This window comes from Kiritimatiellia bacterium (assembly GCA_025054615.1).
Classification (GTDB): Bacteria; Verrucomicrobiota; Kiritimatiellia; order CAIVKH01; family CAIVKH01; genus JANWZO01.
In genome coordinates this window covers 16,290-39,532 of sequence record JANWZO010000022.1, presented here as the reverse complement: position 1 = coordinate 39,532, position 23,243 = coordinate 16,290, and the positions used below count along the sequence as shown (strand labels likewise).

20 protein-coding genes are annotated in these 23,243 nt (G+C 59.7%); 5 read left to right on the top strand and 15 right to left on the bottom strand.

Going from position 1 to position 23,243, the window contains the following annotated elements; translation table 11 throughout:
* From NZ740_09430 to NZ740_09420, 3 genes are all read right to left on the bottom strand, one after another.
* The coding region (locus tag NZ740_09430) for a hypothetical protein (protein MCS6772230.1) at positions 1 to 276 on the bottom strand (276 nt) is incomplete at its 3' end.
* 12 nt (positions 277 to 288) lie between these two features.
* Positions 289 to 1,758 (bottom strand): hypothetical protein, encoded by a 1,470-nt coding sequence (locus tag NZ740_09425; protein MCS6772229.1) that lies wholly within the window; start codon positions 1,756 to 1,758, stop codon positions 289 to 291.
* Positions 1,745 to 3,283 carry a PQQ-binding-like beta-propeller repeat protein gene (locus NZ740_09420; protein ID MCS6772228.1) on the bottom strand — a complete coding sequence of 513 codons (1,539 nt, stop codon included), beginning with the start codon at positions 3,281 to 3,283 and terminating at the stop codon, positions 1,745 to 1,747. Before NZ740_09420 ends, NZ740_09425 begins: the two co-directional genes overlap by 14 nt.
* A 260-nt stretch (positions 3,284 to 3,543) precedes the next feature.
* Between NZ740_09420 and NZ740_09415 the strand changes: the two genes are divergently transcribed.
* On the top strand, positions 3,544 to 3,744 hold the full coding sequence (locus tag NZ740_09415) for a DUF2905 domain-containing protein (GenBank protein ID MCS6772227.1): 201 nt from the start codon (positions 3,544 to 3,546) through the stop codon (positions 3,742 to 3,744).
* A 92-nt stretch (positions 3,745 to 3,836) separates the two neighbouring features.
* On the opposite strand, the gene NZ740_09410 is transcribed toward NZ740_09415, so the two are convergent.
* Genes NZ740_09410 through NZ740_09355 form a run of 12 tightly spaced genes read right to left on the bottom strand, consistent with a single transcriptional unit; the run spans position 3,837 to position 11,642 of the window.
* Positions 3,837 to 4,154, bottom strand: a complete 318-nt coding sequence (locus NZ740_09410) for a hypothetical protein (GenBank protein MCS6772226.1) — start codon at positions 4,152 to 4,154, stop codon at positions 3,837 to 3,839.
* Between the two features lie 28 nt (positions 4,155 to 4,182).
* Positions 4,183 to 4,557 (bottom strand): hypothetical protein, encoded by a 375-nt coding sequence (locus tag NZ740_09405; GenBank protein ID MCS6772225.1) that lies wholly within the window; start codon positions 4,555 to 4,557, stop codon positions 4,183 to 4,185.
* Entirely contained in the window at positions 4,554 to 4,883 is a 330-nt protein-coding gene (locus NZ740_09400; GenBank protein ID MCS6772224.1) for a F0F1 ATP synthase subunit epsilon, read from the bottom strand. Before NZ740_09400 ends, NZ740_09405 begins: the two co-directional genes overlap by 4 nt.
* Before the next feature lie 36 nt (positions 4,884 to 4,919).
* Positions 4,920 to 6,347: a F0F1 ATP synthase subunit beta gene (gene atpD / locus NZ740_09395; GenBank protein MCS6772223.1), complete on the bottom strand. Its 1,428-nt coding sequence runs from the start codon at positions 6,345 to 6,347 to the stop codon at positions 4,920 to 4,922.
* Between the two features lie 52 nt (positions 6,348 to 6,399).
* The gene (gene atpG / locus NZ740_09390) at positions 6,400 to 7,272 is read right to left on the bottom strand and encodes an ATP synthase F1 subunit gamma (GenBank protein ID MCS6772222.1); all 873 of its coding nucleotides are present in this window, start codon (positions 7,270 to 7,272) and stop codon (positions 6,400 to 6,402) included.
* A gap of 60 nt (positions 7,273 to 7,332) precedes the next feature.
* Positions 7,333 to 8,856 carry a F0F1 ATP synthase subunit alpha gene (gene atpA, locus NZ740_09385; protein ID MCS6772221.1) on the bottom strand — a complete coding sequence of 508 codons (1,524 nt, stop codon included), beginning with the start codon at positions 8,854 to 8,856 and terminating at the stop codon, positions 7,333 to 7,335.
* Between the two features lie 9 nt (positions 8,857 to 8,865).
* On the bottom strand, positions 8,866 to 9,399 hold the full coding sequence (gene atpH, locus NZ740_09380) for an ATP synthase F1 subunit delta (GenBank protein ID MCS6772220.1): 534 nt from the start codon (positions 9,397 to 9,399) through the stop codon (positions 8,866 to 8,868).
* A 2-nt stretch (positions 9,400 to 9,401) separates the two neighbouring features.
* Entirely contained in the window at positions 9,402 to 9,935 is a 534-nt protein-coding gene (gene atpF, locus NZ740_09375) for a F0F1 ATP synthase subunit B (protein ID MCS6772219.1), read from the bottom strand.
* A gap of 9 nt (positions 9,936 to 9,944) precedes the next feature.
* Positions 9,945 to 10,160 (bottom strand): ATP synthase F0 subunit C, encoded by a 216-nt coding sequence (gene atpE / locus NZ740_09370; protein MCS6772218.1) that lies wholly within the window; start codon positions 10,158 to 10,160, stop codon positions 9,945 to 9,947.
* A 60-nt stretch (positions 10,161 to 10,220) separates the two neighbouring features.
* On the bottom strand, positions 10,221 to 11,018 hold the full coding sequence (atpB, locus tag NZ740_09365) for a F0F1 ATP synthase subunit A (GenBank protein ID MCS6772217.1): 798 nt from the start codon (positions 11,016 to 11,018) through the stop codon (positions 10,221 to 10,223).
* 2 nt (positions 11,019 to 11,020) lie between these two features.
* Positions 11,021 to 11,398: a hypothetical protein gene (locus tag NZ740_09360; protein ID MCS6772216.1), complete on the bottom strand. Its 378-nt coding sequence runs from the start codon at positions 11,396 to 11,398 to the stop codon at positions 11,021 to 11,023.
* Positions 11,376 to 11,642 (bottom strand): AtpZ/AtpI family protein, encoded by a 267-nt coding sequence (locus NZ740_09355; protein MCS6772215.1) that lies wholly within the window; start codon positions 11,640 to 11,642, stop codon positions 11,376 to 11,378. Before NZ740_09355 ends, NZ740_09360 begins: the two co-directional genes overlap by 23 nt.
* A 311-nt stretch (positions 11,643 to 11,953) precedes the next feature.
* Between NZ740_09355 and NZ740_09350 the strand changes: the two genes are divergently transcribed.
* The 4 genes from NZ740_09350 (at position 11,954) to NZ740_09335 (ending at position 23,212) form a co-directional block, all read left to right on the top strand.
* A complete protein-coding gene (locus NZ740_09350) occupies positions 11,954 to 18,124 on the top strand; it encodes a glycoside hydrolase family 9 protein (protein MCS6772214.1) in 6,171 nt (2,056 codons plus the stop codon).
* Positions 18,125 to 18,201: 77 nt separating this feature from the next.
* A complete protein-coding gene (locus NZ740_09345) occupies positions 18,202 to 19,050 on the top strand; it encodes a cytidylate kinase-like family protein (protein ID MCS6772213.1) in 849 nt (282 codons plus the stop codon).
* A gap of 50 nt (positions 19,051 to 19,100) precedes the next feature.
* On the top strand, positions 19,101 to 20,789 hold the full coding sequence (locus NZ740_09340; GenBank protein MCS6772212.1) for a nitrite/sulfite reductase: 1,689 nt from the start codon (positions 19,101 to 19,103) through the stop codon (positions 20,787 to 20,789).
* Positions 20,783 to 23,212 (top strand): FAD-dependent oxidoreductase, encoded by a 2,430-nt coding sequence (locus NZ740_09335; GenBank protein MCS6772211.1) that lies wholly within the window; start codon positions 20,783 to 20,785, stop codon positions 23,210 to 23,212. The genes NZ740_09340 and NZ740_09335 overlap by 7 nt, the downstream gene beginning before the upstream one ends.
* The last annotated feature ends 31 nt before the right edge of the window (positions 23,213 to 23,243 follow it).

Below are 23,243 nucleotides of genomic sequence, written 5' to 3'. Positions count from 1 at the left end.
GGTCAGCTCGAGGGCGAAGACGCGGTTGGTCAGCGAGCCGACGACGACCAGACCGCCGGCGACGACCGGCTGGCCGGAGAGAAAACGGTTGGTGAAGAGCCACAACGGAGCGCCGTAGCCGCCGAAGGGTGTTGAGTTGGCATGACGATTAGACGTGGTGATCGACATGGCCGGCTGATAGCCGGACTTTTGCGCGTCGCATTGCAACTGCGGCCAGTCCGCGGCAAGCGCAGGGAACGCCACAAAAAAGGTCAATACGATGAGCTGCCAAAGCATGGGATGAGCCTCCTAAGGAGCGGGCCTAGCGCGGAAGAATTGGAGCGGCGCGGTCCCTGCGTTGGTAACGGCGATGGAAGGCCCTGTGTTGGTGAAAATCGGCGACCACCACTCGAGATTGGCCGAGGCTTCAATTAGATACGGCGCCGATTCGCCCGTCGCGCTCACCGAAATGCCGCCCGCGGTTCGGCTGATCTGCGTCATCAGCGGCGGTTGCACGCTGCTCCAGACAGGTTCGCTATAGGCGGCGATTGTCGCCGTCAGCCGCTGAATATGAAATAGGTCGCCGATGCAGTAGGGCGCATCCAGCCATCGCCGCAATTCCGGCCCTGATTCATTATAAATCCACGCATGGGTCATGAAGAGGGCCCACGGCGTGTCGGGCGTCACCATGTGATTTTCGCCGTAGTAGCCCATGATCGGGATCAAAGGGATGTAATGGCCGCGCGTCAGATACCAGCCCTGCCAAATGTCCTCGATGGCGTAGGGCTGGTTCGTCTGGCCCGCAAGGGGATTGTACGTGACGCGACGGTACACGCTGGTCAGTGCGTATTCGCGCAAAAATCGTCCGATTTCCGGGGCCATCATCGCGCCCACGGGTCCGTGGCGGGTGTAATGAAACGGCGTCCAGGCCCAGTCATGACTGCCGGTGAGGAAGTTCGTGTACGAGGTTTGCACGAAGGCATCGAAATTGGTTCCGGCGAGCATGCCACTTCGCACGCGGGCCACGGCCGTGGTGTAGGGGTGGCCGTTGGTGATGCCAAAGTGCATGCATATGCGAGCCATCCCGATGGCCGCCGCGATATGGCCATAGCGCGTCGGCGGGTTGGGGATGGCATTGAACATATTCAACATCCGATTCCAGCGGTCACCGCTGGGCGGATTGTTTGTGCTGATAAAGGCCCAATCGCCGGAGGCATCGCAGTATCGCCAGATCATGTACAGTCCCTCGGGCGGCACGGACGCCGGCGGCCAAACATTGACGACCAAGGGTTCCGGATTCGGCGAGGTGGGAATCGTGAAAAACTCACGTCGATTACCGGTCATCTCGCAGGCGCCCCAACCATCGGAGCAGTGCTCAAACCCGATGACGGTTGGGTCATAATTTCGAATCTCCTGATAAAGGTACGCCTTAACACGAGCCTGCGTGGAGGTCGGCAGGTACGGCAGCGCGTCGGCCAAGATATAGGCCTGCTCGCCGGGATAGCCGTACAGGAGCCAGACGCCCGTGATGCCGATGGAAAATAGCGCCGGCTCCAAGTGACCGCCGGCATCGTAGTGATCAATCATGCGATTGATTTCGTAATCCAGCTCTTCGCGCAGGTCTTCGGATGCCGGATTGTGCGGATATTGGACCCACCTCTTTTCTCGGATATATCGAAGCGCATCGTTTGTCGTGATCGACGTGGCCGGCATTGCCGGCAAAAGAAGAAGCGCTACTGCGAGGATCCGGCCGAGATGGTCTTTACTAGTTTGCCTCATACCCCTTTACTCCTACCGTGTCGCGCAAGATGATCCAGCCGTTGGCGAAGACCGCGCCGCAGCTCGATCCGTACAGCGGGGCCTCGCCCAAATCGTTCGAACTGTAGTATCGGATGTTGAACGAGCGCTCGGCGTCGAGGTCCCAGCCGCCTTCATTGACCCATGTGCTGGAGACGAGGGCGTTTTCACAGGCAGTCAGAACCTCCCCTTCGTCCGAAACCTTGTGGATGTCGCCCCATGCCGTGATGCACTCGGGCCATCCATGGCAGGCAAAGTAGGTAAAGGCGAGGCGGCCCTGCGCCGGATTTGTGTAGATGGCGGGATCAAAGTTGAGATGCAGTTTGGCGAATTCCCCGTACTGTCGAACCATGCCGAAGCTGTCGATGCGCGAGTAGGCCGAACGCAAGACCACCCACGCGCGGTTGTTGACGTCGTCCACGACCGGCGGCGCGGGGGTGCCGCCTGATCCACTCGTGTACAGAATCGGCATCGGGACTGAGTACTTGTCGGCGCCCGTCGCAGGATCGAGTTCCCAGAACGAGCGGATTTGCGCGTTGCTCGATAGCCATGCGCTGATGGCTCGCTGTTCAATTCTCCAGGCGTTTGTATTGCCCAATGGATTGCCCATGCCGTTCGTGCCGGTCGCCGTCTCGATAATCCATTCGCCGATCTCAAGGTTTCGGTGGAACGGGTAGACAGGCTGAGTGCGGAATATCACAACGCCGCCATTTTGGCGGGAGGCGACCGGCCAGCCGGCCGAGACCGAGACGCCGCCGCGCTCGTCGTCCGACCCCACTTCCGCCCCAAAGACAAACGATTGCCCGGTCAGCTTCCGGCGCCACAGCCGCTGCCCCGTGCCGCGGTCCAGCGCGTAGGCGTACATGTTCTCCGCGCCGAAAAACACGCGGTTGCTCAGCACCGCCGCCGAACACAGAATCGCCGCGCGCACCGCGCCGGTGTCGGCCGGTCCGCCGACCTGGAAGATCCACTGGGTGGCGCCGGTGAGGGCATCGACGGCGTGGAAGCGGCCGTCCTTGGAGCCGATGTAGACGACGCCGTCGGCGACAGTGGGGGCGGCGGCGTAGCCTTTGCGGGCGCCGTGGTAGGTCCAGAGCGTTTGGCCGTTCGCAGGATTGAGAGCGATGAGCAAACCTGATTGGGTGGCGACGATGACGCGTCCGGAGTGGATGGCGCAGGAATTGAGGACGGCGCTGCCGACATCGGCGGACCAGCGGATGGAGCCGTTGGTCAAATCGAGGGCGAAGACGCGGTTGGTGAGGGAGCCGACGACGACCAGATCGCCGGCGACGACCGGCTGGCCAGAGAGAAACCGATTAGTAAATGCCCAGATGCCAGTGCCATAACCGCCGTAGGGGGTTGAGTTTGCGTGACGATTCGTGGTCGCGATCCGCATCGCCGGCTGATAACCGGATTTTGCGGCATCACGCTGCAATTGAGGCCAATCCGCGCCAGTGGCGACAGCAGCTAGCCCAATAGCCAGAGCGGCTGCATGACCCCAGTTCATTGCCTAGTTGAGTCGAAGCATAAAATACGCCAAAGTGGGATTTTGCGGCTGAGAATTCGGCAAGACACATTCTTTTTTCTTCGATGAATTCCATCGCCGGCCCGACTTAAGTTTTAGAAGAAAACGTGAGCCTTCGGACAAGCCGAGTTCTGTAGTAAGGACGCTTCCCCGGGGGCGCAAGACAATGAGGTCGGGACTCTCGGGTTTGGTTGCCGGTTGATTGACCCCTGTCAATGCGTCCTTATTGTAATATTGGACGTATGCAAAGGATCATCATCGGTTTAGGTCTTATACTGGTTGTATTGGGCTTGCTCTGGCCGCTGCTGACGAAGTTGCCATTTGGCAGGCTCCCGGGCGACATCACCATTCAGGGCGAAAATTATGTAGTCAAATTGCCCCTCATGACCTGCCTGATTCTCTCCGTGCTGCTATCTCTGGTTTTGTATCTTGTTCGACGATAAATAAATGTCCGATCGGCGATAAACCGAGTCGCGAGCGTGTCCGGAGGAAAACGGTGTACGGGGCCAGTTCCCTGAACCAGAAAGAAGTTTTCTTACCCCGCGCCGGTTCGCAGGAGTCCGAGCCGGCCGCCCAACCATCGTATAAGCCGCTTCTCCTTTTCCCAAAAGAACTGGAATCGGCCGAACAGGGCCCCATATCCCAGCAGGAATAGCTGGTAAGCTGGGAAAACAACCAGAATCCAGATGAGCACGCGAAGGGGAATCGGCGTTTGCTCGCCTACACCGAGGAGTTGAAACACGATGGTTCGGGCAGGTAGGATCGAAAGGCCTGCGAGGGAGAAAACGAGAAACACGATAATGAGATCGCGGCTGGAGCTCAGTCCCCACCGCTTCTGCAAGCGCTTAATCATCAGGACACGCAAAGGGCTCGAAGTGCGCTTAGATCGTAAAGGCTGAGAAGGAGGCCAGTAGGAGAAGGCCGATACAGATCATTCGAAGTCGATCCCCGGATTCTTGCCGCTTGGAGATCGGCAGCAGGGCGCCCACGGCGATGAGGAGCAGGAGCTTCAAACCGACTACGCCCTGATAATGGCCGCCCAGATTCAGGCCTCCGGCCATAAGATACATCCAGACAGCGGACAAAAAACCCACCGCGAGCAGCGTGTTCCACAAGCGGACTGCGGCTGACACCACGGCGGGGTCTCGGCGAATTGGTTTTGGCACAGCCAGTTGGAATACGAGGAGGCCTCCGAACACTCCGATCATCGACAGAATATGGACCCACCGGAGCAGGTCATATAGGGTCGGGGTCATGCGGAAGGTCTCTGTTCGAGACGGAGACGTTCCGATGCTCTTTGCCGCGCTTCGATCGGATTGTCCACCGCGAAGGCTTCGTCAACCAGCATCACCACGCCAGATCTGGAGACTTCGAGCACGCCCTCTCCTGCAAAAAAATATTTTTCACCTTGGTCGAGGGTCCGCACGGCGCAAACCCCCGGAACCACGGCTGCGATCATCGGAGCATGCCCAGCAAGAACGCCAAATCCGCCGAGGGCGCCTGTTGCCTTGACGGATTCGGCATCTCCCTCAAACGCCTTCCCGCCTGGGCTGAGAATGGCGAACTTGAATGTTCGGCTCATGGAGTTCTCGTTCCCCCGTTTGGCGGATACCCTTGATCAACCGCCGCGGATCTTCCTTGCCTTGGCAAGCACGTCGTCAATGTGCCCCACCATGTAGAACGCCTGCTCGGGGATGTCGTCGTGCTTGCCTTCCAGCACTTCTTTGAAGGAGCGGACGGTGTCGGCGACCTGGACGTATGTTCCGGGCATTCCCGTGAACTGTTCGGCGACGTGGAAAGGTTGGGAGAGGAACCGCTGGATTTTGCGGGCCCGCGAAACGATCAGACGATCTTCCTCAGAGAGTTCGTCCATCCCGAGAATAGCAATGATGTCCTGAAGTTCCTTGTATCGCTGAAGGATTTCCTTGACCCCGCGGGCGACCTGATAATGTTCCATCCCTACAACTTCCGGAGTGAGGATTGTGGAATTCGAGGTGAGGGGATCCACGGCGGGGTAGATGCCGAGCTCGGCGATAGGACGCGACAGTTCCGTTGTTGCGTCCAGATGGGCGAAGGTGGTGGCGGGCGCCGGGTCGGTGTAATCGTCCGCGGGGACATAGACCGCCTGGATCGAGGTGATGGAGCCGTTTCGGGTGGAGGTGATGCGCTCCTGCAATTCGCCCATATCGGTCGCGAGGGTGGGTTGGTATCCGACGGCGGACGGGATGCGTCCGAGCAGTGCGGAGACTTCCGAGCCCGCCTGGGTAAACCGGAAAATGTTATCGATGAACAGGAGAACGTCCTGGCGCAATTCGTCGCGGAAATATTCCGCGATCGTCAGGGCGGATAGTGCGACCCTGGCCCGCGCGCCCGGCGGCTCATTCATCTGCCCGTAAACGAGCGCCGTTTTGTCGATGACACCGGATTCTTTCATCTCGCGGTATAGGGCGGTGCCTTCGCGGGTCCGTTCCCCGACGCCTGCGAAGACCGAATAGCCGCCGTGTTCGGTGGCAACATTCCGGATCAGCTCCTGAATCAGGACCGTCTTTCCGACGCCCGCGCCGCCAAACAGCCCGATCTTGCCACCTTTTTTGTACGGCGCGAGGAGGTCGATGACCTTGATGCCGGTGACCAGCATTCGGTCCTTTGTGTCCTGTTCCTTGTACTCGGGCGCCGGGCGATGAATGGGCCAGCGGAGGTCCGTTTTAATGGGGCCTTGCTGATCGATGGGTTCGCCGAGCAGGTTCATCACTCGCCCCAGCGTTCCCGGCCCGACGGGCATCGTAATGCTCTCCCCTGTGTTGAGAACTTCCGTGCCCCGCTTCAGGCCATCGGTGGTGTCCATGGCAATGGTTCGGACGACGTTGTCACCGAGATGCTGGGCCACCTCCAGAGTTAGATTGAACGGCTCGGCACTGATGAACGGGTTGCTGACCTTTAGGGCGGCGTTGATGGGGGGTAGATCGCCGCCGGGAAACTCGACGTCGACAACCGCCCCCATGACCTGGGAGACGCGACCGGTTGCTTTTCGTTCGGTTGAAGCCATGGCCTTGATTTCGTTCATATCCTCTCTCCCGCTGTCGAATTTATCCTTTGCGTCACCCTTTCAGCGCCTCGGCGCCGGATACGATCTCGATCAGTTCCTTCGTGATGGCCGCCTGGCGCGCGCGGTTGCGCAACAGGGTATAGGTTCGGATCATTTTCGTTGCGTTGTTTGTCGCATTATCCATCGCGGTCATTCGCGCCCCGTTCTCGCCGGCGGCGTTTTCGAGGAGGGCAAAATAGATCTCAAAATCGATGATCTTGGGCAGGAGGACCGCGAGGAGCTGCTCTTCCTTCGGCTCGAGGATGTAATCGTCGTGAATCCGGCTGCCGGAAAGGGGGATTGCTTCCGGCACGATGGGAAGCAGGCGACGAATGACCGGCCGCTGGGAGAGGGGACTGATGAACCTGTTGTAGGCGATATAGACCTCATCCACCGCTCCCGAGAGGAAGGCCCGTCGCATATCGTTACCTATGGCAAGCGCATGGGCCGGCGTCGGCCGTTGCGTAACGCCCTCGTAATGTCCCGCCACGTGAACGCGGTTCCGGAAAAACAGCCACCCGCGCCGTCCGGCGAAGCTGAATGAAATCTTTTGCTCCGGCCGCCCGGGCATCTCCAGCCAACGCAACACGTATTTGATGAGGTTGTTGTTGAAGCCGCCGCACATCCCCTTGTCGGACATGATGATCAGTAGCCTTGCTGAGCGGGGCGGATCCCGCTGCTGCAGCAGGGGATGCGAGGACGGGTCCACGGAGGCGGCGAGCCGGCCCAGCATTTCGGTCAGCTTTGTTGCGTAAAGCAAGGCCTTTCGCTGCGCGTCCATGGTCCGATACAGCTTGCTCGCCGCGACCATTTTCATGGTCTTGGTCATCTTTCGGGTATTGGACAGGCTCGCGAGCTTGGCTTTGTATTCTTTGAGCGAAGGCATACCTATTGATCCTTGCGTCGGCCTTGGCCGGCAAACCGGCCTCGCCCCGCCATGCGTTTGTTAGCCTCCGGTTTTTCCAAACGTCCGCTTGAAATCGGTCAGTGCGTCGACGAGGGCCTTTTTCACCTCGTCGGTCATCGCCAGCTTCTCATTGAATAACCGAACAAACCCGATGTATTGGCCGTCCAACGCATCTAGAAATTTTTTCTCAAATTCGCGCACCCGCTCGACGGGCACGTCGTCCAAGAAGCCGTTGGTTCCGGCGAAAATGATGGCGACCTGCTTGGCGACGGGTAACGGTTCGTGCACGCCCTGCTTCATGATTTCCATCAGCCGGCGGCCCCGCTCGAGCTGCTTCCGCGTGGCCGGGTCGAGGTCGGATGCAAATTGGGAGAATGCGGCGAGTTCGCGGTACTGAGCGAGCTCGAGTCGGAGGGAGCCCGCGACTTGTTTCATTCCCTTGACCTGGGCGTCGCCGCCCACACGCGAGACCGACAGCCCGGCGTTCATCGCGGGACGCTGGCCCGCATTGAAGAGGTCGGACTCCAGAAAAATCTGGCCGTCTGTGATGGAGATGACGTTGGTCGGAATGTAGGCCGAGACATCGTTGGCCTGCGTTTCAATGATCGGGAGTGCGGTGAGGGATCCACCGCCCTTGGCTGCGCTCATTTTGGCGGCGCGCTCCAGAAGCCGACTATGCAGGTAAAAAATGTCGCCCGGATACGCCTCGCGGCCGGGTGGCCGGCGTAGAAGAAGGGACAGCTGCCGATAGGCCTGCGCCTGTTTGGTCAGGTCGTCATAAATGATCAGCGCGTGTTTGCCGTTGTCGCGGTAATATTCGGCCATGGCGCAGCCTGAGTATGGGGCAAGAAACTGCATGGGCGCCGGATCCGAGGCCGTAGCCGCCACGATTGTCGTATACTCGAGAGCGCCATACCGCTTCAGTTTTTCCGCCACTTGGACGACGGTAGACCGCTTCTGCCCGATCGCCACATAAAAGCAGCGGACGCCCTGGCCCCGTTGATTGATGATCGTGTCGATCGCGATACTGGTCTTGCCGGTTTTTCGGTCGCCGATGATCAACTCGCGCTGGCCCCGTCCGATGGGAGTCAGGGCGTCGATCACCTTCAAGCCAGTTTGGAGCGGTTCCTTGACGTCCTGGCGATCGATGATCCCAGGAGCCTTGATCTCGATCGGCCGAAATTCATTCGCGACGATGGGCGGCCCTCCGTCGATCGCAACGCCGAGCGCATCGACAATCCGTCCCGCCAGCGATTCCCCAACGGGTACGGAGGCGATTCGGCCCGTTCGGCGAACCTCGTCGCCCTCCTTCACCGACTCGACATCGCCGAAGACGCAGATGCCGACATTGTCAGTTTCCAAATTGAGCACCATGCCGCGGACCCCGCTCTGGAATTCCACCAGTTCCCCGGCCATGACGTCGCTCAGGCCGTGAACGCGAGCGATACCGTCGCCTACGCTGATGACGGCGCCCGTTTCGTAGGTCTCGACCTGGAGGTCGAAGTCGGCCAGTTGTTTTTTGAGGATGGACGTGATTTCTTCCGGATTGATCTGAAGCGACATGGTCGTCCCTCAAGAGGCAAGTATCGTTCGATGCAATCGTTCCAACTGTTTGCTCAAACTGGCGTCCACAACCCGGTCGAGCGCCTGGATGCGAAAACCGCCGATGAGCGACGGGTCGAGCACAAACGCAGGCCGAAGGGTACGCCCGAATTTCGGCGACAACCGCGCGAGCAGACAATCGGCCTGCTCGGGCGGCATTGGGGCGGCGGTTTTGATTTCCACGACCAGCAATCCGCGGGCCTCGTCGCAAAGCGCGCAAAATTCCTCCAGGATTTCGCGCAGCCAGGCAATCCGATTTTTGAAGTACAGAAATCGGATGAACCGTAGCAACAAGGGCTGGGCGCCCGGTCCGAGGATTGCCCCCCAGACTCGATCGCGATTTCGCGCTACGCGGGGATCCAGGAGTAGGTCCGCGACTTCCTTGCGCTGAAGAGCGCGGTAGAGCGCGCGGACGTCGGCTTCCACCTCGTCAAGGCGGCGTTCCTCCCGCACCAACTCGAACAGGGCGCGGGCGTAGCGTCGAATGACCGGGGAACGGCGCATGGTTACAAGCGCTGGATCATGCGGTCGACGAGGCTGCGTGCCCGCGACTCATCAAGCTGGTCCTCGAGGACCTTGCGAGCGAGTCCGACGGCGAGGTCGGCGGCTTCACGGCGCAGGTCCGCGATGGCCTTTTCGCGTTCGATGCGAATGTCGCGTTGCGCATTCGCGAGCAGGATGGACGCCTCCTCGCGGGCGCGCGCTTCAATCGTCCGGGCGGCCTCGACCGCGGCATGGCGCGCATCGTCGATGATTTGGCGGGCCTTGTTATCGGCCTCTTCGATCAGTTGCTTCCGGCGCTCCTCCAGCCGCGCATATTCTTCTCGCGTGATGCGGGCCTGTTCAAGGGCATCCCGGATTTCCTTCTCCCGCCGATCGAGCGCCGAGAGGACAGGCTTCCAGGCGACCTTATAAAGGATCAGCGCAAGAAGACCGAAGGTCAACCATGTCAGGCCGACCATCGGAGCGCTGACCTCGATCGGGTTGCCGGATCCCTTGCCCGCGGGTTTCTCGGAGTAGGCTGTGGCGGAATCGGCCATGAAGGCGGATTACTTCAGGACGCCCAGCAGACAGACGACGGCCGCGAAGAGCGCAACGCCTTCGATGAGGGCCGCGGCGATGATCATCGCGCCCTGAATTTTGGGGGCCGCTTCAGGCTGTCGGGCGATGCCTTCCATCGCGGCCGCCGCGAGTTTGCCGATACCGAACGCGGCGCCGATGGTTACCAGTCCCGCGCCGATCGATGCCAGTGTTGCTGCAGTCATGCTTGCTCTCTCCTTTGTTTCTGATCGTGGACCCTCAAACCCTGCCGGCCTTTTCCGCGCCTAGTGTTCCGGATGATGCACCTGCGCGATGAACATCGCGGACAGCAACGTGAAGACATAGGCCTGCAGGAGCGCGACCACGATCTTCAAAACATAAATGCCGATTGCAAGACCAATCGCGGGAAAGGCGAGGGGCCCGAACATCACGACCAGACCGATGAGAGTGTAAATGACGACATGTCCCGCGAACATGTTCGCGAACAAACGGATGGTCAGAGAAAACGTTTTGATAAACATTCCCATGAATTCGATCGGGGCGAGAAGGATCAGAACAGGCCACGGCACGCCATGGGGCATGAAGGCGTGCAAAAAGCCCATCAATCCGTTTTTATAAATCGCGCCGCCGATCATCACGGCCAGGGTCGTCGTCGCCAATCCGGCCGTCACGTTGATGTTGGCGGTTGCGGTCGAGAACAGTGGGATGAGCCCCATCAGATTCAACGTGAGAATGAAGAAGAAAAAGGTGCAGAGCAACGGCGCCATCTTGCGTCCATCTTCCTCCCCGAGATTGGCGATGGCGATTTTATCGCGGACGAACAGGACTAGCACCTCGAGCAGGTTGGCGAACCCCTTTGGAACCGGATCCTTTCGGCGGAAGGCCAGATAAAAAGCGGCAATCAGGAATGCCGATGCGAGCACCATCATCCATCCGTGCAGCGTGAGCCATTCCGGCAGGTGAACCTTCCCAAGGAGGGGCAGCTTCCAGTACGCCGAATTTTGTGCCTTGCCCAGCACATAGGCCATAACGGCCTCGTTTCGAACGGCTTGGTCGACTGCGGCTGCAACGGGTTCGGCCATACTCAATTCGTCTCACACGTCCGAAGGCTCCACCGGGCCACGAGGATCACCTCGGCGGCCATCATCGCTATGTAGGCTGCCAACAACGACCCGAGAAACGGCACTGCAGGAAGGCCCGTGGACAGTAAAGCGGCTGCCGCAAGAACAAGGGCCCCGACGCGGAGAGCGCCGCTCCCGATGGCCAGACCCACTGCAGCCGGTTTGCGGTTCATCGCCACGCGGTAACAATAAAGGCCGATGAGCGACTGAACAATTCCAATGAACGCGCCAAGGAGTCGGACCTCGGGCAGAGAAGGACCGGGGACGAGCATCGCCAGGGCTAGAGCAGCCAGCGAAGCTCCCACGATGATCCGTTGGTCATTCGCGACGGGCATGCTCATTCGAGGGCGGCCGGTGAGTCGGCCCACCTTTCGCGTTTGTACTTCGCGCGACTTTCCACAATTCATACAAAATATAGATGAATCCCAAACCGGCGCCGCACAGCGTCAATAACACTCCGTCTCCGCGTTTCTGGTCGAGCCAGTACCCCAAACCGGTGAAAACGGCCATTCCGACCGCCAGTTGCAATCCGAGTCCGGCGGCTGAATGAACCGGTGCACCCGAGTTTGATTTGGACTCAGCCATGGCCTGAAGGATCGGTCGCGCGCCGCGTTTATTGCTAACAAATTGCAAATTCCTAGAGAGGGTTCCTAATCATGTCCAGAAAAATCAAGGCCAGGTACCTCGATCCGACACCGTTTTCTCTGTTGCTCCTGAGTTTTCGTCGGCGAAGAGATTCCGTGGAGCCATTCGATCGGCAGCGAGTCGGAAACCACGGGCTTCAGCGCCAAATAGCATAAATGCTTACCAATATCGAAGGCGAAGACATTTTTGCCATCTGCATTATGTGTATATCCTTCTGACTTGCGATTTGGTTTGCTTGGATATAAGGCGAGATGCAGAAGCGAGTCGCTTGGCTTGGATTCGTGACGTGGGTTGCGAGTTTCATTTGCGCACCCGCCAATGATTTGTTTCTGACCGTTCGTTCGACGAATATTTTGCGGTCCTCAGACGCCGGTGCGACGTGGTCAACGCTCCTGATTCGACCCGGAGCTCAATTTCGGAATCTGGCCGTAAGCACTGACGGTTTTCTCTTTGTAAACGACCTGAATGCCAACACAACAAATGCCCGCGCCATTTATGCCATTTTGATCACCAACGGATCCTTTGTCGCGACGAACGTTTATGACGCTACGGGTAGCTTCAATACCCATCCGTTGGGATGGCATAACGGATTTGTCTACGTGAGCGCGGGGTCGGCCGGCGGTTCGAATGTGCTGAACTTTGGGGTCAGCGCCTTCAATGGCGCCCATTTTGCGTCGGTGCCGATGCAGAATGCCGGGATTAGCAATTGGCAGGCGAATGACTTCGTGTTCCGCGAGGTCAATGGAACGAATTATGTTTTCATGAACGGCTCTTCGGGGCCGTTTCTCCGGCGGGCGACAGTTGATGCCACCAATGGCTTCCTGAGGTCGATGATTTCCATCTCCAACATTCCGGCTTCCGGCTCCTTCCCCTCGAATTTTACGGGACTCGATATTTCTCCGCTGGGTCGCATGATCGTGATCGGCGACAACGGCATCTGGATGTCGGCGACCGGGGCCATCGCATCGACTACCATCGTCTTCAGCCAGGCCTTCGCCTTTTCCACCACGGAAAACACATCGACCGGGGATATGGGTCCGCGCGCACGCGACGTGGTTTTGATCGACACCCAACTGGTGGCCATTTCGGACCAGTACGTCTACCGGTTCGCCTTCGACGATACCCTTGGGACCATCCAGTTCATGAGCGCAAATGCTCACGGGTACAACACGCCCAGTGTGGAAATGATCAAGGCGCCCTCTTTCTTCCCACCTCCACCGCCGCCACCTCCACCGCCACCGCCTCCGCCGCCTCCGCCGCCAGCGACCAACCCTCCGCCGGCCAGCAGTCTGTGGACAAACGGCCATAACTATTCTTACGCGTTGCAAACCGCCCTGCTATTCTACGAATTACAACTGGCAGGGCGATTGCCGCCGACCATCCGGCTCGAATACCGGGGCGACGCCTGCCTGCGAGACGGCTCCGACGTGGGGCGAGACCTGACAGGCGGCTGGTTTGATGCGGGCGATGGCATGGTGTGGACGGGCAACGACGCATTCGGGGCGTCCCTCCTGGCGTGGAGCCTGGTTATGCATCGGCCGGTGTTTATTCAGACTCACCAGTACCGGATTGCGATGGATCGTCTCCGGGAGATCAACGAGTACTTTTTCAAAATTGTCGAGACGAACTCCGCCGGCTCAATCGAACGGATTTACTGTGGGAAGGGAGCGCTGCGCGACTCTCCGCCCCTGGACCCGGCTCCCGTGAACGACCGAACCGTGGGTGTGCCCAACGAGGTAATCGACACGCCGGTGGGGGGCGTGCCACAATCTATCCGCCCTTCGTACTGGGTTGATGCGACAGTGGGAGGCGCGGATGTCGCCGGCGCGGTGGCCGCGGCTATGGCAGCTTCGTCGATTGCATTTCGTGAATATGGCGATGAGGCCTATGCCGATGGTCTCCTGGCTACCGCGCGACTGGCGATGAATTGGGGATTGAGCAACCGCAATACCAGCACGTCCACCCGCCGAATGACCAGCGGTTCCCCGGTGACTATCACGAATTATCCCGGCCGCTTGACGAATTACTGGCCCCGGCTGCTTTACGCTGCGGCCTGGTTGCATCGTGCGGAAGTCGCGGCGTCAACGCCCGGTTATTCGACCCAATGGATCGGCATCGCGCTTTCGCTCTACAACGAGCCGGGTAATGCGCGAAACCGCAACCGGCACTGGTCTGATTTTCGGTCGGGGTTTGAACAGAATGGCGCATATGCGTTGCTCGCCGCCGATACAGGCTTGTCCCCATTTGTGACCGAGGTCAACGCCTACGCGAATTTTTGGCTATATGCCCGCGAGTTGTCCACCGATCCCCGCACGACACCCGCCGGCTTCGTTTCCCGTAGTCCGGGCGCGTCTTGGAATATCAATTCTCTGATGGACCAGGCCCCGCCGCTTTTGGAATGGGCAGATTCGATCTATAATACCGATGCCGTCCAACGCTCGAATCTGGTCGCTCTTTACACAGGCACGTACACCCAAGGCACGAAAACCAATCTCTGCCCGGTCCACCAACTCGATTACATACTTGGCGATAATCCCTACGGACTGTCCTACCTTGCCGGATACGCCTCGCGAAACCGGAGCTGGGTGAGCAATCTGCATCATCGCGCCGCCCAGTTCCAATACGGTGGCTTTGGAACGCCCGCAGCCGATAAAGCTCCTTGGAATACATCGGTTCCGTGGGGGGCATTGGCTCCGGGGCCGGACGGCAGCGATTACTATCCCGCTTACGTACCCTTGACCAGTAACGTCGTCTATGGCCATCAGGAACCCATTATCTACTCTGGCGGCTTATTGACCGTTCTGGCTCGCAACATCGCCCGCGGCAGCACCAATACCTGGGCGCCAATCGAGACGTTTCCCCCATGGACCCCGCGAAGCACGAATTATTGGGTCGAGTCGTTTTTTGTAGAGGCCTATGCAGATACAAATGGAGTGATCCAATGTTTTGTGAACAACCGCGCTAGCCTGCCCCCGCGGGAAATCAATACGCTCGGTTTCCGCTACTACTTCACGCCGGATGGCGTTACCGGTTCTGCCGTGGTCTGTTCCGCAACCGGTGTTGGATTACTGAGTGGAGAATCTGTATCGACGGCCGGACCATTCCAGGTACCCGGGACCTCGAACTGGTACTTTGAGATTCGACTTCACAATGCCTACATCGTTCCCGGCGACTACCAGCGATATCGGCGCCGCGTTCAGCTCGAATTCAGCCAGCCCTGGGGAACATTTGACCGCGGAAATGATTTTTCCGGTGCGTCGATCGACGCCTCTCAAAAAACGATCCGCAACATCCCGGTCTACGATACATCGACATCGCCATGGACTCCGCTGGGCGGGTTTGAACCCTCTTCCGGTTACATTCAATTCCGGAGAGCGCGCATCAACAACTTTCTCGAGGGAGCCGGCGCGGCCACTGTCATCGTCGAACGCGTCGGCGGAGTTCAAGGCACCGTGTCCGCTCGAGTGGTCTGCGTGAGTGGCACGGCGGCAGCGGAATACGATTTCTTTGGCCCGACCGGCGCGTCGGCTGTGGTCCAGTGGGGACCCGGGCAATGGGGTGAGCGGATCATTGCGATTCCGATTGTCAACGATTCCTACGATGAAGGACGTCACGAATTTTCCATTCGACTGGATCTCTTCGGCGCGTCGGCGGGCGCCGTCACGTCCGCGATTGTGACCATCGAAGATGACGATTGGGGAGGGCCTGCGGATCCGGGCGAACCGTTGGTTATTTTCGGGAACGGGCGCGCCATCGCCGACGGGGATGCCACCCCGGATCCATCGGACCATACGGATTTCGGGTCTGCCCTATTGTATGACCCCACCGGCGCGGTTGAACACGTCTTTACGATTCGCAATAACAATTCGACGAGCTACCTCTATCTCGCGGGACCGTCGCCCGTGTCGCTTTCCGGACCGGGAGCGGCTCAATTTGCCGTCCTCAATCAGCCGCTTTCGCCTATCCCGCCCGGCGGCTCTTCCACATTCGCTATCCGTTTCTCGCCGACATCCGCGGCCACTCACGCTGCGATGGTGACCGTGTCCAATTACTTTTCACCGGATCTCGCCTACACCTTCGCGATTCGGGGACGGGGCGAGGGCGGCCAACCGATCCTCCGAGCAGGCGCGCCGGCGCTCTACGAAGCTCTGCCCCCGTCATCTTCTCGCTCGGCGAGTTTCCGCATCTTCAACGACGGTCGCGCCGAGCTCACATGGAGCGCCCGATTGCCGACGAATTATCTGGTCCAGACATCGACCGACCCCGGCGGTCCAAGCTATGACTGGCTGGAATTGACCAATATCCCCGGCGTGGCGACGGCCGAATTCGAGAACAGCTCCGGGACATTGACGCCCAATACGAGCGATCGAGATGACCTTGTTTCTCGAACCATTTCCCTCGGCTTTGAATTTCCCTACTTTGGGACCAATCGGTCGCGCATACGAGTCTCGTCGAACGGACTGATCATCTTTGGCACGAACTTTGTCGGACAGTACGCAAATCTTCATCTGCCCAATACGGCCGCGTCGAATGACATCTTGGCGGTGTGGTGGGATGATTTGTATCTGATCGGGCGGACGAGCCAGGTTTATTACGCCCGCGTCGACGCCGACACCTTCGCTGTTACATGGCACGATGTCTGTTATTACAGCGACCGCATCGCTCGCATGAGCTTCCAGGCCCTTCTGAAACGGGATGGCCGGATCATCTGCCAGTATAAAAACGTTCTCCGATCTCCAGATGCCGCCACAAGCGGTTATACCATCGGTCTTCAGGGACCGCCCTCGGTCGGCCTCACACATGCCTACCGGGTGCCCACCGCGGAAAGCGGGGTAGCCATCGAGTTTCTGCCGCCGCCTCAGACGCTCTATGATGTTCCCGGTCAGCCCTCCGACATGGTCGTCATCCAAGGATCTTCAACCGGCCTTGTTTCGCCGAGTGCTTTCCATGACCTCGCTTTCTCGCTCACTTCGAGCGGCCTGCTCTCCGGTCAGATCTATCCCACGATCCTGACGATTACGAGTAATGACACGAACGCGCCTGAAAAGCGGGTCCTTTTCTCCCTGGCCGTCACTTCGGTTTACGACTTCGCCAGCGCCAATGTGACCAATCGACCTTGGGAGAGCAACGGCACGTGGAATGCAACAGGACGGTTTCCGGGTCCGCATGATCTCATCCATATCACGCAGGGCGGCGGTTCGCTTCGCGTGGATGGGCCGCGGACGATTGCCTCCCTCGTGATCAGTTCCGCAGCTCCCTTCGCCGTTTCCGGTCATCGGTTTCACGGCGCAGGCACCGGGGCTGTGCTGACGATACAAGACAAATTGATCATTCAGTCGGGCGGCTTGCTCGTCGGGAGCTGGAGCGGCGTCGTGCGGGTCGTCGGCGATGTCGAAATTCGTGGCGGAATCCTCGGATTTTCCTCCAATTTCGCGAATGGCCGACTCGACCTCACGAACGCAGCCCTCGTCTTGGCGGGTGGGGTTTTCGAACCGCTCCAAGTTGTTAGCGGAATGATCCTTCGCGCCGAACTCGGCGCCGGCGACCTTAATCTTGGCAACGGCGGCGCCCAAATCCGCGTACCGACCACCAACTGGTTTACCCTGACTCGCCGGCTCACAGGCAGCGGCGGTTTCATCAAGAGCGGAACAGGAAATCTCCTCCTCTCGGCGCCGTATGCCGATGCGCGAGGGGTCCTGGAACTTCGCCAGGGGATCACTCGACTTGGCGCCAACGAGGCGTGGACCAGCGACATCTTATTCAATGGAGGTCTTCTGTCCGTCTACGGCTGGACAGCCCACGTCGGTCGCCTCAGGCTATCGACAGATTCAGTTCTTTCGTTCCTCAACGGCGGGCGCCTGGAAGCGGCGGCTTCCACGGGCGAAACTTGGACGGGTGTGCTGTGGGTCACCAATTTCACTGTGGGGACTTCATTCCTTCGAGTCGGCAAAGACCGCAACGGCCTGACCGACGCGCAACGATCCCTTATTCGCATCCAAGGCGGAGCGGTCGACCAGGACGCGAACGGCTACATATTCCCCGTTTCCGCCTACACCGACCTTGAACGATGGCGGCTGGTGCACTTTGGGACGCCTTCAAATACAGGTCACGCTGCCGATGCCGCCGATCCGGATGGAGACGGAATACCCAACCTGGAAGAGTGGATCGCCGACAGCAACCCGAATGCGTCCAACGCGGCATTTTCCGTCACGGCCGTTTCGCTCGATGAATCTACAGTGGAGGTCTGGTTCGATTCGTCGACGGGCCGGGTTTACACGTTGCAGGCCTCGGATGAACTCCACTCGGGTGTGTGGTCGAACGTTGCCGGACAAGTAGATCAGCCCGGTTCCGGTTCGCTCACCAATTTGATCGGGCCGGCCGAACCGGCCAAATTCTATCGCGTTCGGATTCGGGTTCCGTAAATCGGCCGCGGATTTCCGAATCCGTTTTGGGGAACGCGCGAAGAATCGGCTATTGACTCGTCCCAGCCGCAGGACGAATGACCCTGACTGTCGAGGCGATCGGCCCCTCTACCGAGGCCGGGATGTTGTTGTCTGCAGCCTTGTTGGCGGTATCATCACTTCAGTCCGGGCGATGGAATGCGCGCGGCGGAAAGGCGGAGAGCATGAACCACAAAGCTATAGTTCGGGAGTACCTTCGCGAACGAAGACAGGAAGAACTGGTCGTCGAATCGTTTCCATTCATCACGATCTCTCGGGAAGCCGGGGCAGGGGGCCGAACGCTCGCTGGGGAAATCATCCGTCAACTGGAATCGATGTATCCGGGATCGTTTGGAACGGGATGGGAGGTGTTCGACCAGAACCTCGTTGACCTGATTGCCGAGGACCCGTCGCTCTCGTCATCGTTGGCAGACCTCGTTCATGAGGAATATCGTTCCGAAATCTCGCGAACGGTCACCGAATTGATCCTTCAACGCTCCGAGCATTACGAATCGTATAAACGGATCTTTGAGGTCATTCGGATCCTCTGCACGATTGGTAAATGCGTCATCGTCGGGCGAGGAGGCGTGTGCGTTACTCAACGGATGCCACTCGGCGTCCACATCCGGCTGGTGGCCCCCGTGGAGCAGCGCGTTCGACGACTGATGAATCTGCTTGGCGCCAGCGAGACAGAGGCGCGAGAGGTCATGACTCGCCAGGACGAGGCGCGCCGAAGGCTGGTTCGGGATTTCTTCAGCAGGGATATTTCCGACACGATGCTGTATGACGCCGTGTTCAACACCGGCCGCACCAGCCTTACAGAAATTGCCGCGTTTGCGGCTCGCGCTGCCAAGCGCAAGCTCGACGAGCACAAGGCCAAACTTCTCCAGCAGAATGTCGTGACTTGACAATTTGAAAAATGCGTATAACCTACTTTTCCGATAGGTGAAATCGAAAAATGCCAGCAAAACCCGATTTAACGCCCATTGAACGAGATAAACTGACGATCGATCCCGATTTCGACTTCAAAAACGACATCGCGGCCCGACCGTTTGAGGACCTGCGCACCAACGAAATCGGCATGTTCAAATGGACTGGCATTTACCATCAGCTCCAAAAGGGCTTTTTCATGATGCGTCTGCGCATTCCCGGCGGCCTGGTCACCGCGACGCAAATGGAGCGCATTGCGGATGTGGCCGCCCGTTATGCGCAGGACCAAATTTGCATCACCACCCGCATGACCATTCAGTTCCACTGGCTTCGGAAAGAGGACCTCTACAAAGTCCTCGAAGAGCTGGCGGAAGTCGGGTTGGATTCCAAAAACGCCTGCGGGGATGTGACGCGGAACATCGTAACGTGCCCCCTCCAAGGCGTTTGTCCGCATGAGGTAACCGATGTCCGCCCGATGCTCTTGGCCATCGCGAATGATCCTGAAATTCGGGACGAACAGCGGAACCTGCCCCGAAAACACAAGATGAGCGTGAATGGGTGCGGCCGCGCCTGCGGCCAAACCCTCATGAACTGCCAGTCCTGGCACCCGGTCAAGCGAACCGGAGCTGACGGCTCGGAGCAAATCGGGTGGGCCTACTACGCCGGCGGCGGACTGGGTGCGCGCCCCTACATGGCGAAGGCGATCTTTTCGTGGGTTCCCGAGGACCTGGTGTTGCACGTGACCCGCGCGGCAACAGAAGTGTATCGCCGCACCGGCAATCGGAGGGTCCGCGCTTTCGCTCGCTTGAAAATGGTGGTCGACCAGATGGGCGCGAGGGGATTTGGGGAGGCGGTGCTCGAGGTCCTCCGCGAACGGGGGATCCAAGGGATCGAGCGAATAGAGTTCGCGGAAGGCCCGCCGAACATCGGGGAAATGTTTACCGACGGGCAGAATGTTATCCCGCAACGACAGCCGGGATTCAATACGGTCCGCGTGATGATTCTTCGGTCGGAATTGACCTCGGCGCAGGCTCGCCAGTTCGCCGACTGGTCCCGGCGCTACGGCGATGGCACGCTCATGCTGACCGCGAGGCAAAATATCCAGATTCGTTTCGTGCCGGACCGCCATGTCGAGCCCCTCCTGCAGGAAATTCGGGCCGCCGGATTTGTCATGGACGGCCACGAACGCCTGCCCGATATGGTGGCGTGCGTCGGCACGACGCAGTGCAATCTCGCGGTGTCCGACACGCCCAACACCTATCGTCGGCTCTACGACGAGCTGGCGACGGACCGCGCATTATGGGAGGCCGTTGGAACCTTGCGGATTCACATGAACGGTTGTCCGAACTCATGTGCCCAGCACTGGATTGCTGACATCGGGTTGCGGGGCATGCGCAAGGAAACAGAGCGCGGCAGCGAGGAGGGTTTCAACATCTGCATTGGAGGCGGCCTATCGGGCCCCGGATATATCGGCCGTTCCGTTTGCGATGTCCCGGCTACGGCGGTTGTGCCAACTGTCCGCCGGATGTTGGAAATTTATCTGGCACGCCGGGAGAGTCCCGCGGAGACCTTTGGCGCCTTTGCGCGAAGAGTCGGCGCGGCGCAGATGGCGGAATGGCTGGGCGTGCCATACGCCCCCGACGAACCGGTCAACGAGCGCAACCAGCGCCTCCAGCGCGTTTTCGACGAGGCGCTCAGCGAGACCTCCCCATGGTAGTCGATGTCGAAAAACAAATACGTGAGGCCGAGTGGCTGATCGGCGTTCATAAATACGATGACGCAATCGAGGCCCTCCGCTCGCCGGACGCCCCGAACGACCCGCGGCGCTGTGCGATGTTGGCGCGTGCCTATCACGCCCGCGGCGACACGCGGGGCGATGTATATGCCTCGCACTATTTCGCTGTGCGGGCGATGGAACTCGGCAGCGACGACATCCAGATGCCCGCCATTGCGGGGATCGCCGCCTTCAAGAAGGAGCGCTACGCGGAGGCCGTCAAATGGCTTCGTCGGTATGTCCGCGAAGATTCAGGGCACGCTTCGCATCATCTGTTGGGTCTCGCACTACTACACAACGGACAAGCAGCCGAGGCAATTCCACACCTGAAGCGGGCAGTCGAACTCGCGCCGAAACGGGCCGATTATGCCGAAGCGCTCGCCCGTGCGGAAGCCGCGGCCCGCGGCGAGCCCATCGACGGTAAAACCGGCCGGGCCTGGAGAAAGGCACCCGTTGGCCTCGGCGGCCCGAACGACGAACGCCCCTACGGCGTCCCCACGCCGTACCGCAACAACGCGATCTCCGTGCTCCGGGGCATCGGCACGCACCCGAAAGATTTTTACTGGCTGGACAAAAACATCCCCTGCCAGAAAGCCTGTCCGGCCGGTACGGACATCCCTGGCTACCTCGCAGCGATTTACCGCGGCGACTACGACCTTGCCTACAAAATCAATCTGCACGACAACGTCTTCCCGGCCATCCTCGGCCGCGTCTGCTCGCGCCCTTGCGAGGCGGAGTGCCGACACGGCTGGCAGGGGCTCGGCGAACCGGTCGCCATTTGTTTTTCCAAACGCTCGGCCGCAGATTTCAAGCGTCAGGGACTGGTCGTGCTGGAGCCGTGGTTTCCGCCCACCGGCAAAAGGGTCGCCGTGGTCGGCGCAGGCGTTGCGGGCTTGGCTGCGGCGCGAAACCTCGCTCTCATGGGGCATGACGTCACGGTTTACGAAAAGCACGACAAGCCCGGTGGCATGCTTAATCAGGGGATCCCGGAGTTTCGGCTCCCGCGCGACATCATCGACAAGGAAATCGAGCAAATCCGGCGCCAGGGAGTGAAAATCATTTGCAACTCCCCCGTGGGCCCGAAACTGCCGCTTGAGAAATTGGTGGCAGAGTACGACGCCGTGATCCTCGCGGCGGGCACGCTGCGCCCAAACATGCTCGACCTGCCAGGCGCGGACCTCAAGGGCATCCGCCACGGGTTGGCCTTCCTGCTCGAAGCAAACGAGCTTCGAAAATCCGATATTGGCGAGCACATCGTGGTGATCGGCGGCGGCTTCACGGCCATGGATTGCGCGCGAACAGCCGCGCGGCTCGGGGCGCAAACCGTCGAGCTTGAGCTCGAGACGAGCGAGAAGGGACAGCCGATCCTCCTCAGGCCCAAGGGCGAGTCGGTGAAGGTTCTTTACCGGCGCTCGCAGTCCGAAATGCTGATCACACCCGGCGAGCTCGAGGAGCTGACGCACGAAGGCATCCCGATGCATTTCATGGTGGCGCCCAAAGCCTTCATCGGCGACTCGTCGGGCCATGTCCGGGCCATGCGGTTTGTTCGCACGAAGCTCGGCGACCCCGATGCCAGCGGACGTCGCAGGCCCGTGGAAATCCCTGGATCCGAATTCGAGATTCCCGCTGACACGGTCCTGCTGGCCACCGGCCAGTTCCCCGGCACAGAATGGATCGAGGGCGCTCTCCGCGAAAAGCTTGTCGACAACGATGAATGGCTCAAAAGCGGCCGCAAACACACCACCGCGGTCGACAAAATTTTCGTCGCGGGCGATTTCGCGACCGGCGCCAGTTCACTCATTCAGGCCATCGCCCACGCGAAGGAAACTGCGCGCCATGTCGACCGCTTCCTCATGGGCGAGGACCGGCTCCGCGACGTCGCAGTCGTCGAAGATGTTCGCCAGACCGGCCGCATCCGGGAAATGGATTACGTCAACCGCCAGCCCATGCCAACGCTCCCGCTCGAAAAGCGGGCACTTACGGCGGAAGTGGAGCTGGGCTACGATCCGGCCACCGCGACGGATGAGACGCAACGCTGCTACCTCTGCCATTACAAATTCGAAATCGATCCCGACAAATGCATCTTTTGCGACTGGTGTTTGAAGGCGAAGCCTCGGCCGGATTGCATCGTCAAGGTCGCCGAGCTGATTTATGACGGCCAGGACCGCATCGTCGGTTATACGCGCGCGCGAAACAGCGAAACGACCAAGCTGATCTGGATCAATCAGGCGGACTGCATCCGCTGCGGGGCTTGCGTCGACGCGTGTCCCGTGGACGCGATCAGCATCCAGCGCGTGAGCAAACGGACGATCCGCACCACCGATCAGACGGCCACCGTCGACCTGCCCGTCCGGTTCGAGGTCTGAACGGCCCCGCCTGAGCCTGATTTCCGTTTCC

Bases quoted from the DNA above. Each gene is read 5' to 3' on its own strand.
- NZ740_09345 (MCS6772213.1), top strand. From the start codon at position 18,202: ATGACCCTGACTGTCGAGGCGATCGGCCCCTCTACCGAGGCCGGGATG.
- atpH (MCS6772220.1), bottom strand. From the start codon at position 9,399: ATGCGCCGTTCCCCGGTCATTCGACGCTACGCCCGCGCCCTGTTCGAG.
- NZ740_09400 (MCS6772224.1), bottom strand. From the start codon at position 4,883: ATGAGCCGAACATTCAAGTTCGCCATTCTCAGCCCAGGCGGGAAGGCG.
- NZ740_09415 (MCS6772227.1), top strand. From the start codon at position 3,544: ATGCAAAGGATCATCATCGGTTTAGGTCTTATACTGGTTGTATTGGGC.
- NZ740_09425 (MCS6772229.1), bottom strand. From the start codon at position 1,758: ATGAGGCAAACTAGTAAAGACCATCTCGGCCGGATCCTCGCAGTAGCG.
- atpA (MCS6772221.1), bottom strand. From the start codon at position 8,856: ATGTCGCTTCAGATCAATCCGGAAGAAATCACGTCCATCCTCAAAAAA.
- atpE (MCS6772218.1), bottom strand. From the start codon at position 10,160: ATGACTGCAGCAACACTGGCATCGATCGGCGCGGGACTGGTAACCATC.
- NZ740_09360 (MCS6772216.1), bottom strand. From the start codon at position 11,398: ATGAGCATGCCCGTCGCGAATGACCAACGGATCATCGTGGGAGCTTCG.
- NZ740_09405 (MCS6772225.1), bottom strand. From the start codon at position 4,557: ATGACCCCGACCCTATATGACCTGCTCCGGTGGGTCCATATTCTGTCG.
- NZ740_09340 (MCS6772212.1), top strand. From the start codon at position 19,101: ATGCCAGCAAAACCCGATTTAACGCCCATTGAACGAGATAAACTGACG.
- atpD (MCS6772223.1), bottom strand. From the start codon at position 6,347: ATGGCTTCAACCGAACGAAAAGCAACCGGTCGCGTCTCCCAGGTCATG.
- atpG (MCS6772222.1), bottom strand. From the start codon at position 7,272: ATGCCTTCGCTCAAAGAATACAAAGCCAAGCTCGCGAGCCTGTCCAAT.
- NZ740_09335 (MCS6772211.1), top strand. From the start codon at position 20,783: ATGGTAGTCGATGTCGAAAAACAAATACGTGAGGCCGAGTGGCTGATC.
- atpF (MCS6772219.1), bottom strand. From the start codon at position 9,935: ATGGCCGATTCCGCCACAGCCTACTCCGAGAAACCCGCGGGCAAGGGA.
- NZ740_09410 (MCS6772226.1), bottom strand. From the start codon at position 4,154: ATGATTAAGCGCTTGCAGAAGCGGTGGGGACTGAGCTCCAGCCGCGAT.
- NZ740_09350 (MCS6772214.1), top strand. From the start codon at position 11,954: ATGCAGAAGCGAGTCGCTTGGCTTGGATTCGTGACGTGGGTTGCGAGT.
- NZ740_09355 (MCS6772215.1), bottom strand. From the start codon at position 11,642: ATGGCTGAGTCCAAATCAAACTCGGGTGCACCGGTTCATTCAGCCGCC.
- atpB (MCS6772217.1), bottom strand. From the start codon at position 11,018: ATGGCCGAACCCGTTGCAGCCGCAGTCGACCAAGCCGTTCGAAACGAG.
- NZ740_09420 (MCS6772228.1), bottom strand. From the start codon at position 3,283: ATGAACTGGGGTCATGCAGCCGCTCTGGCTATTGGGCTAGCTGCTGTC.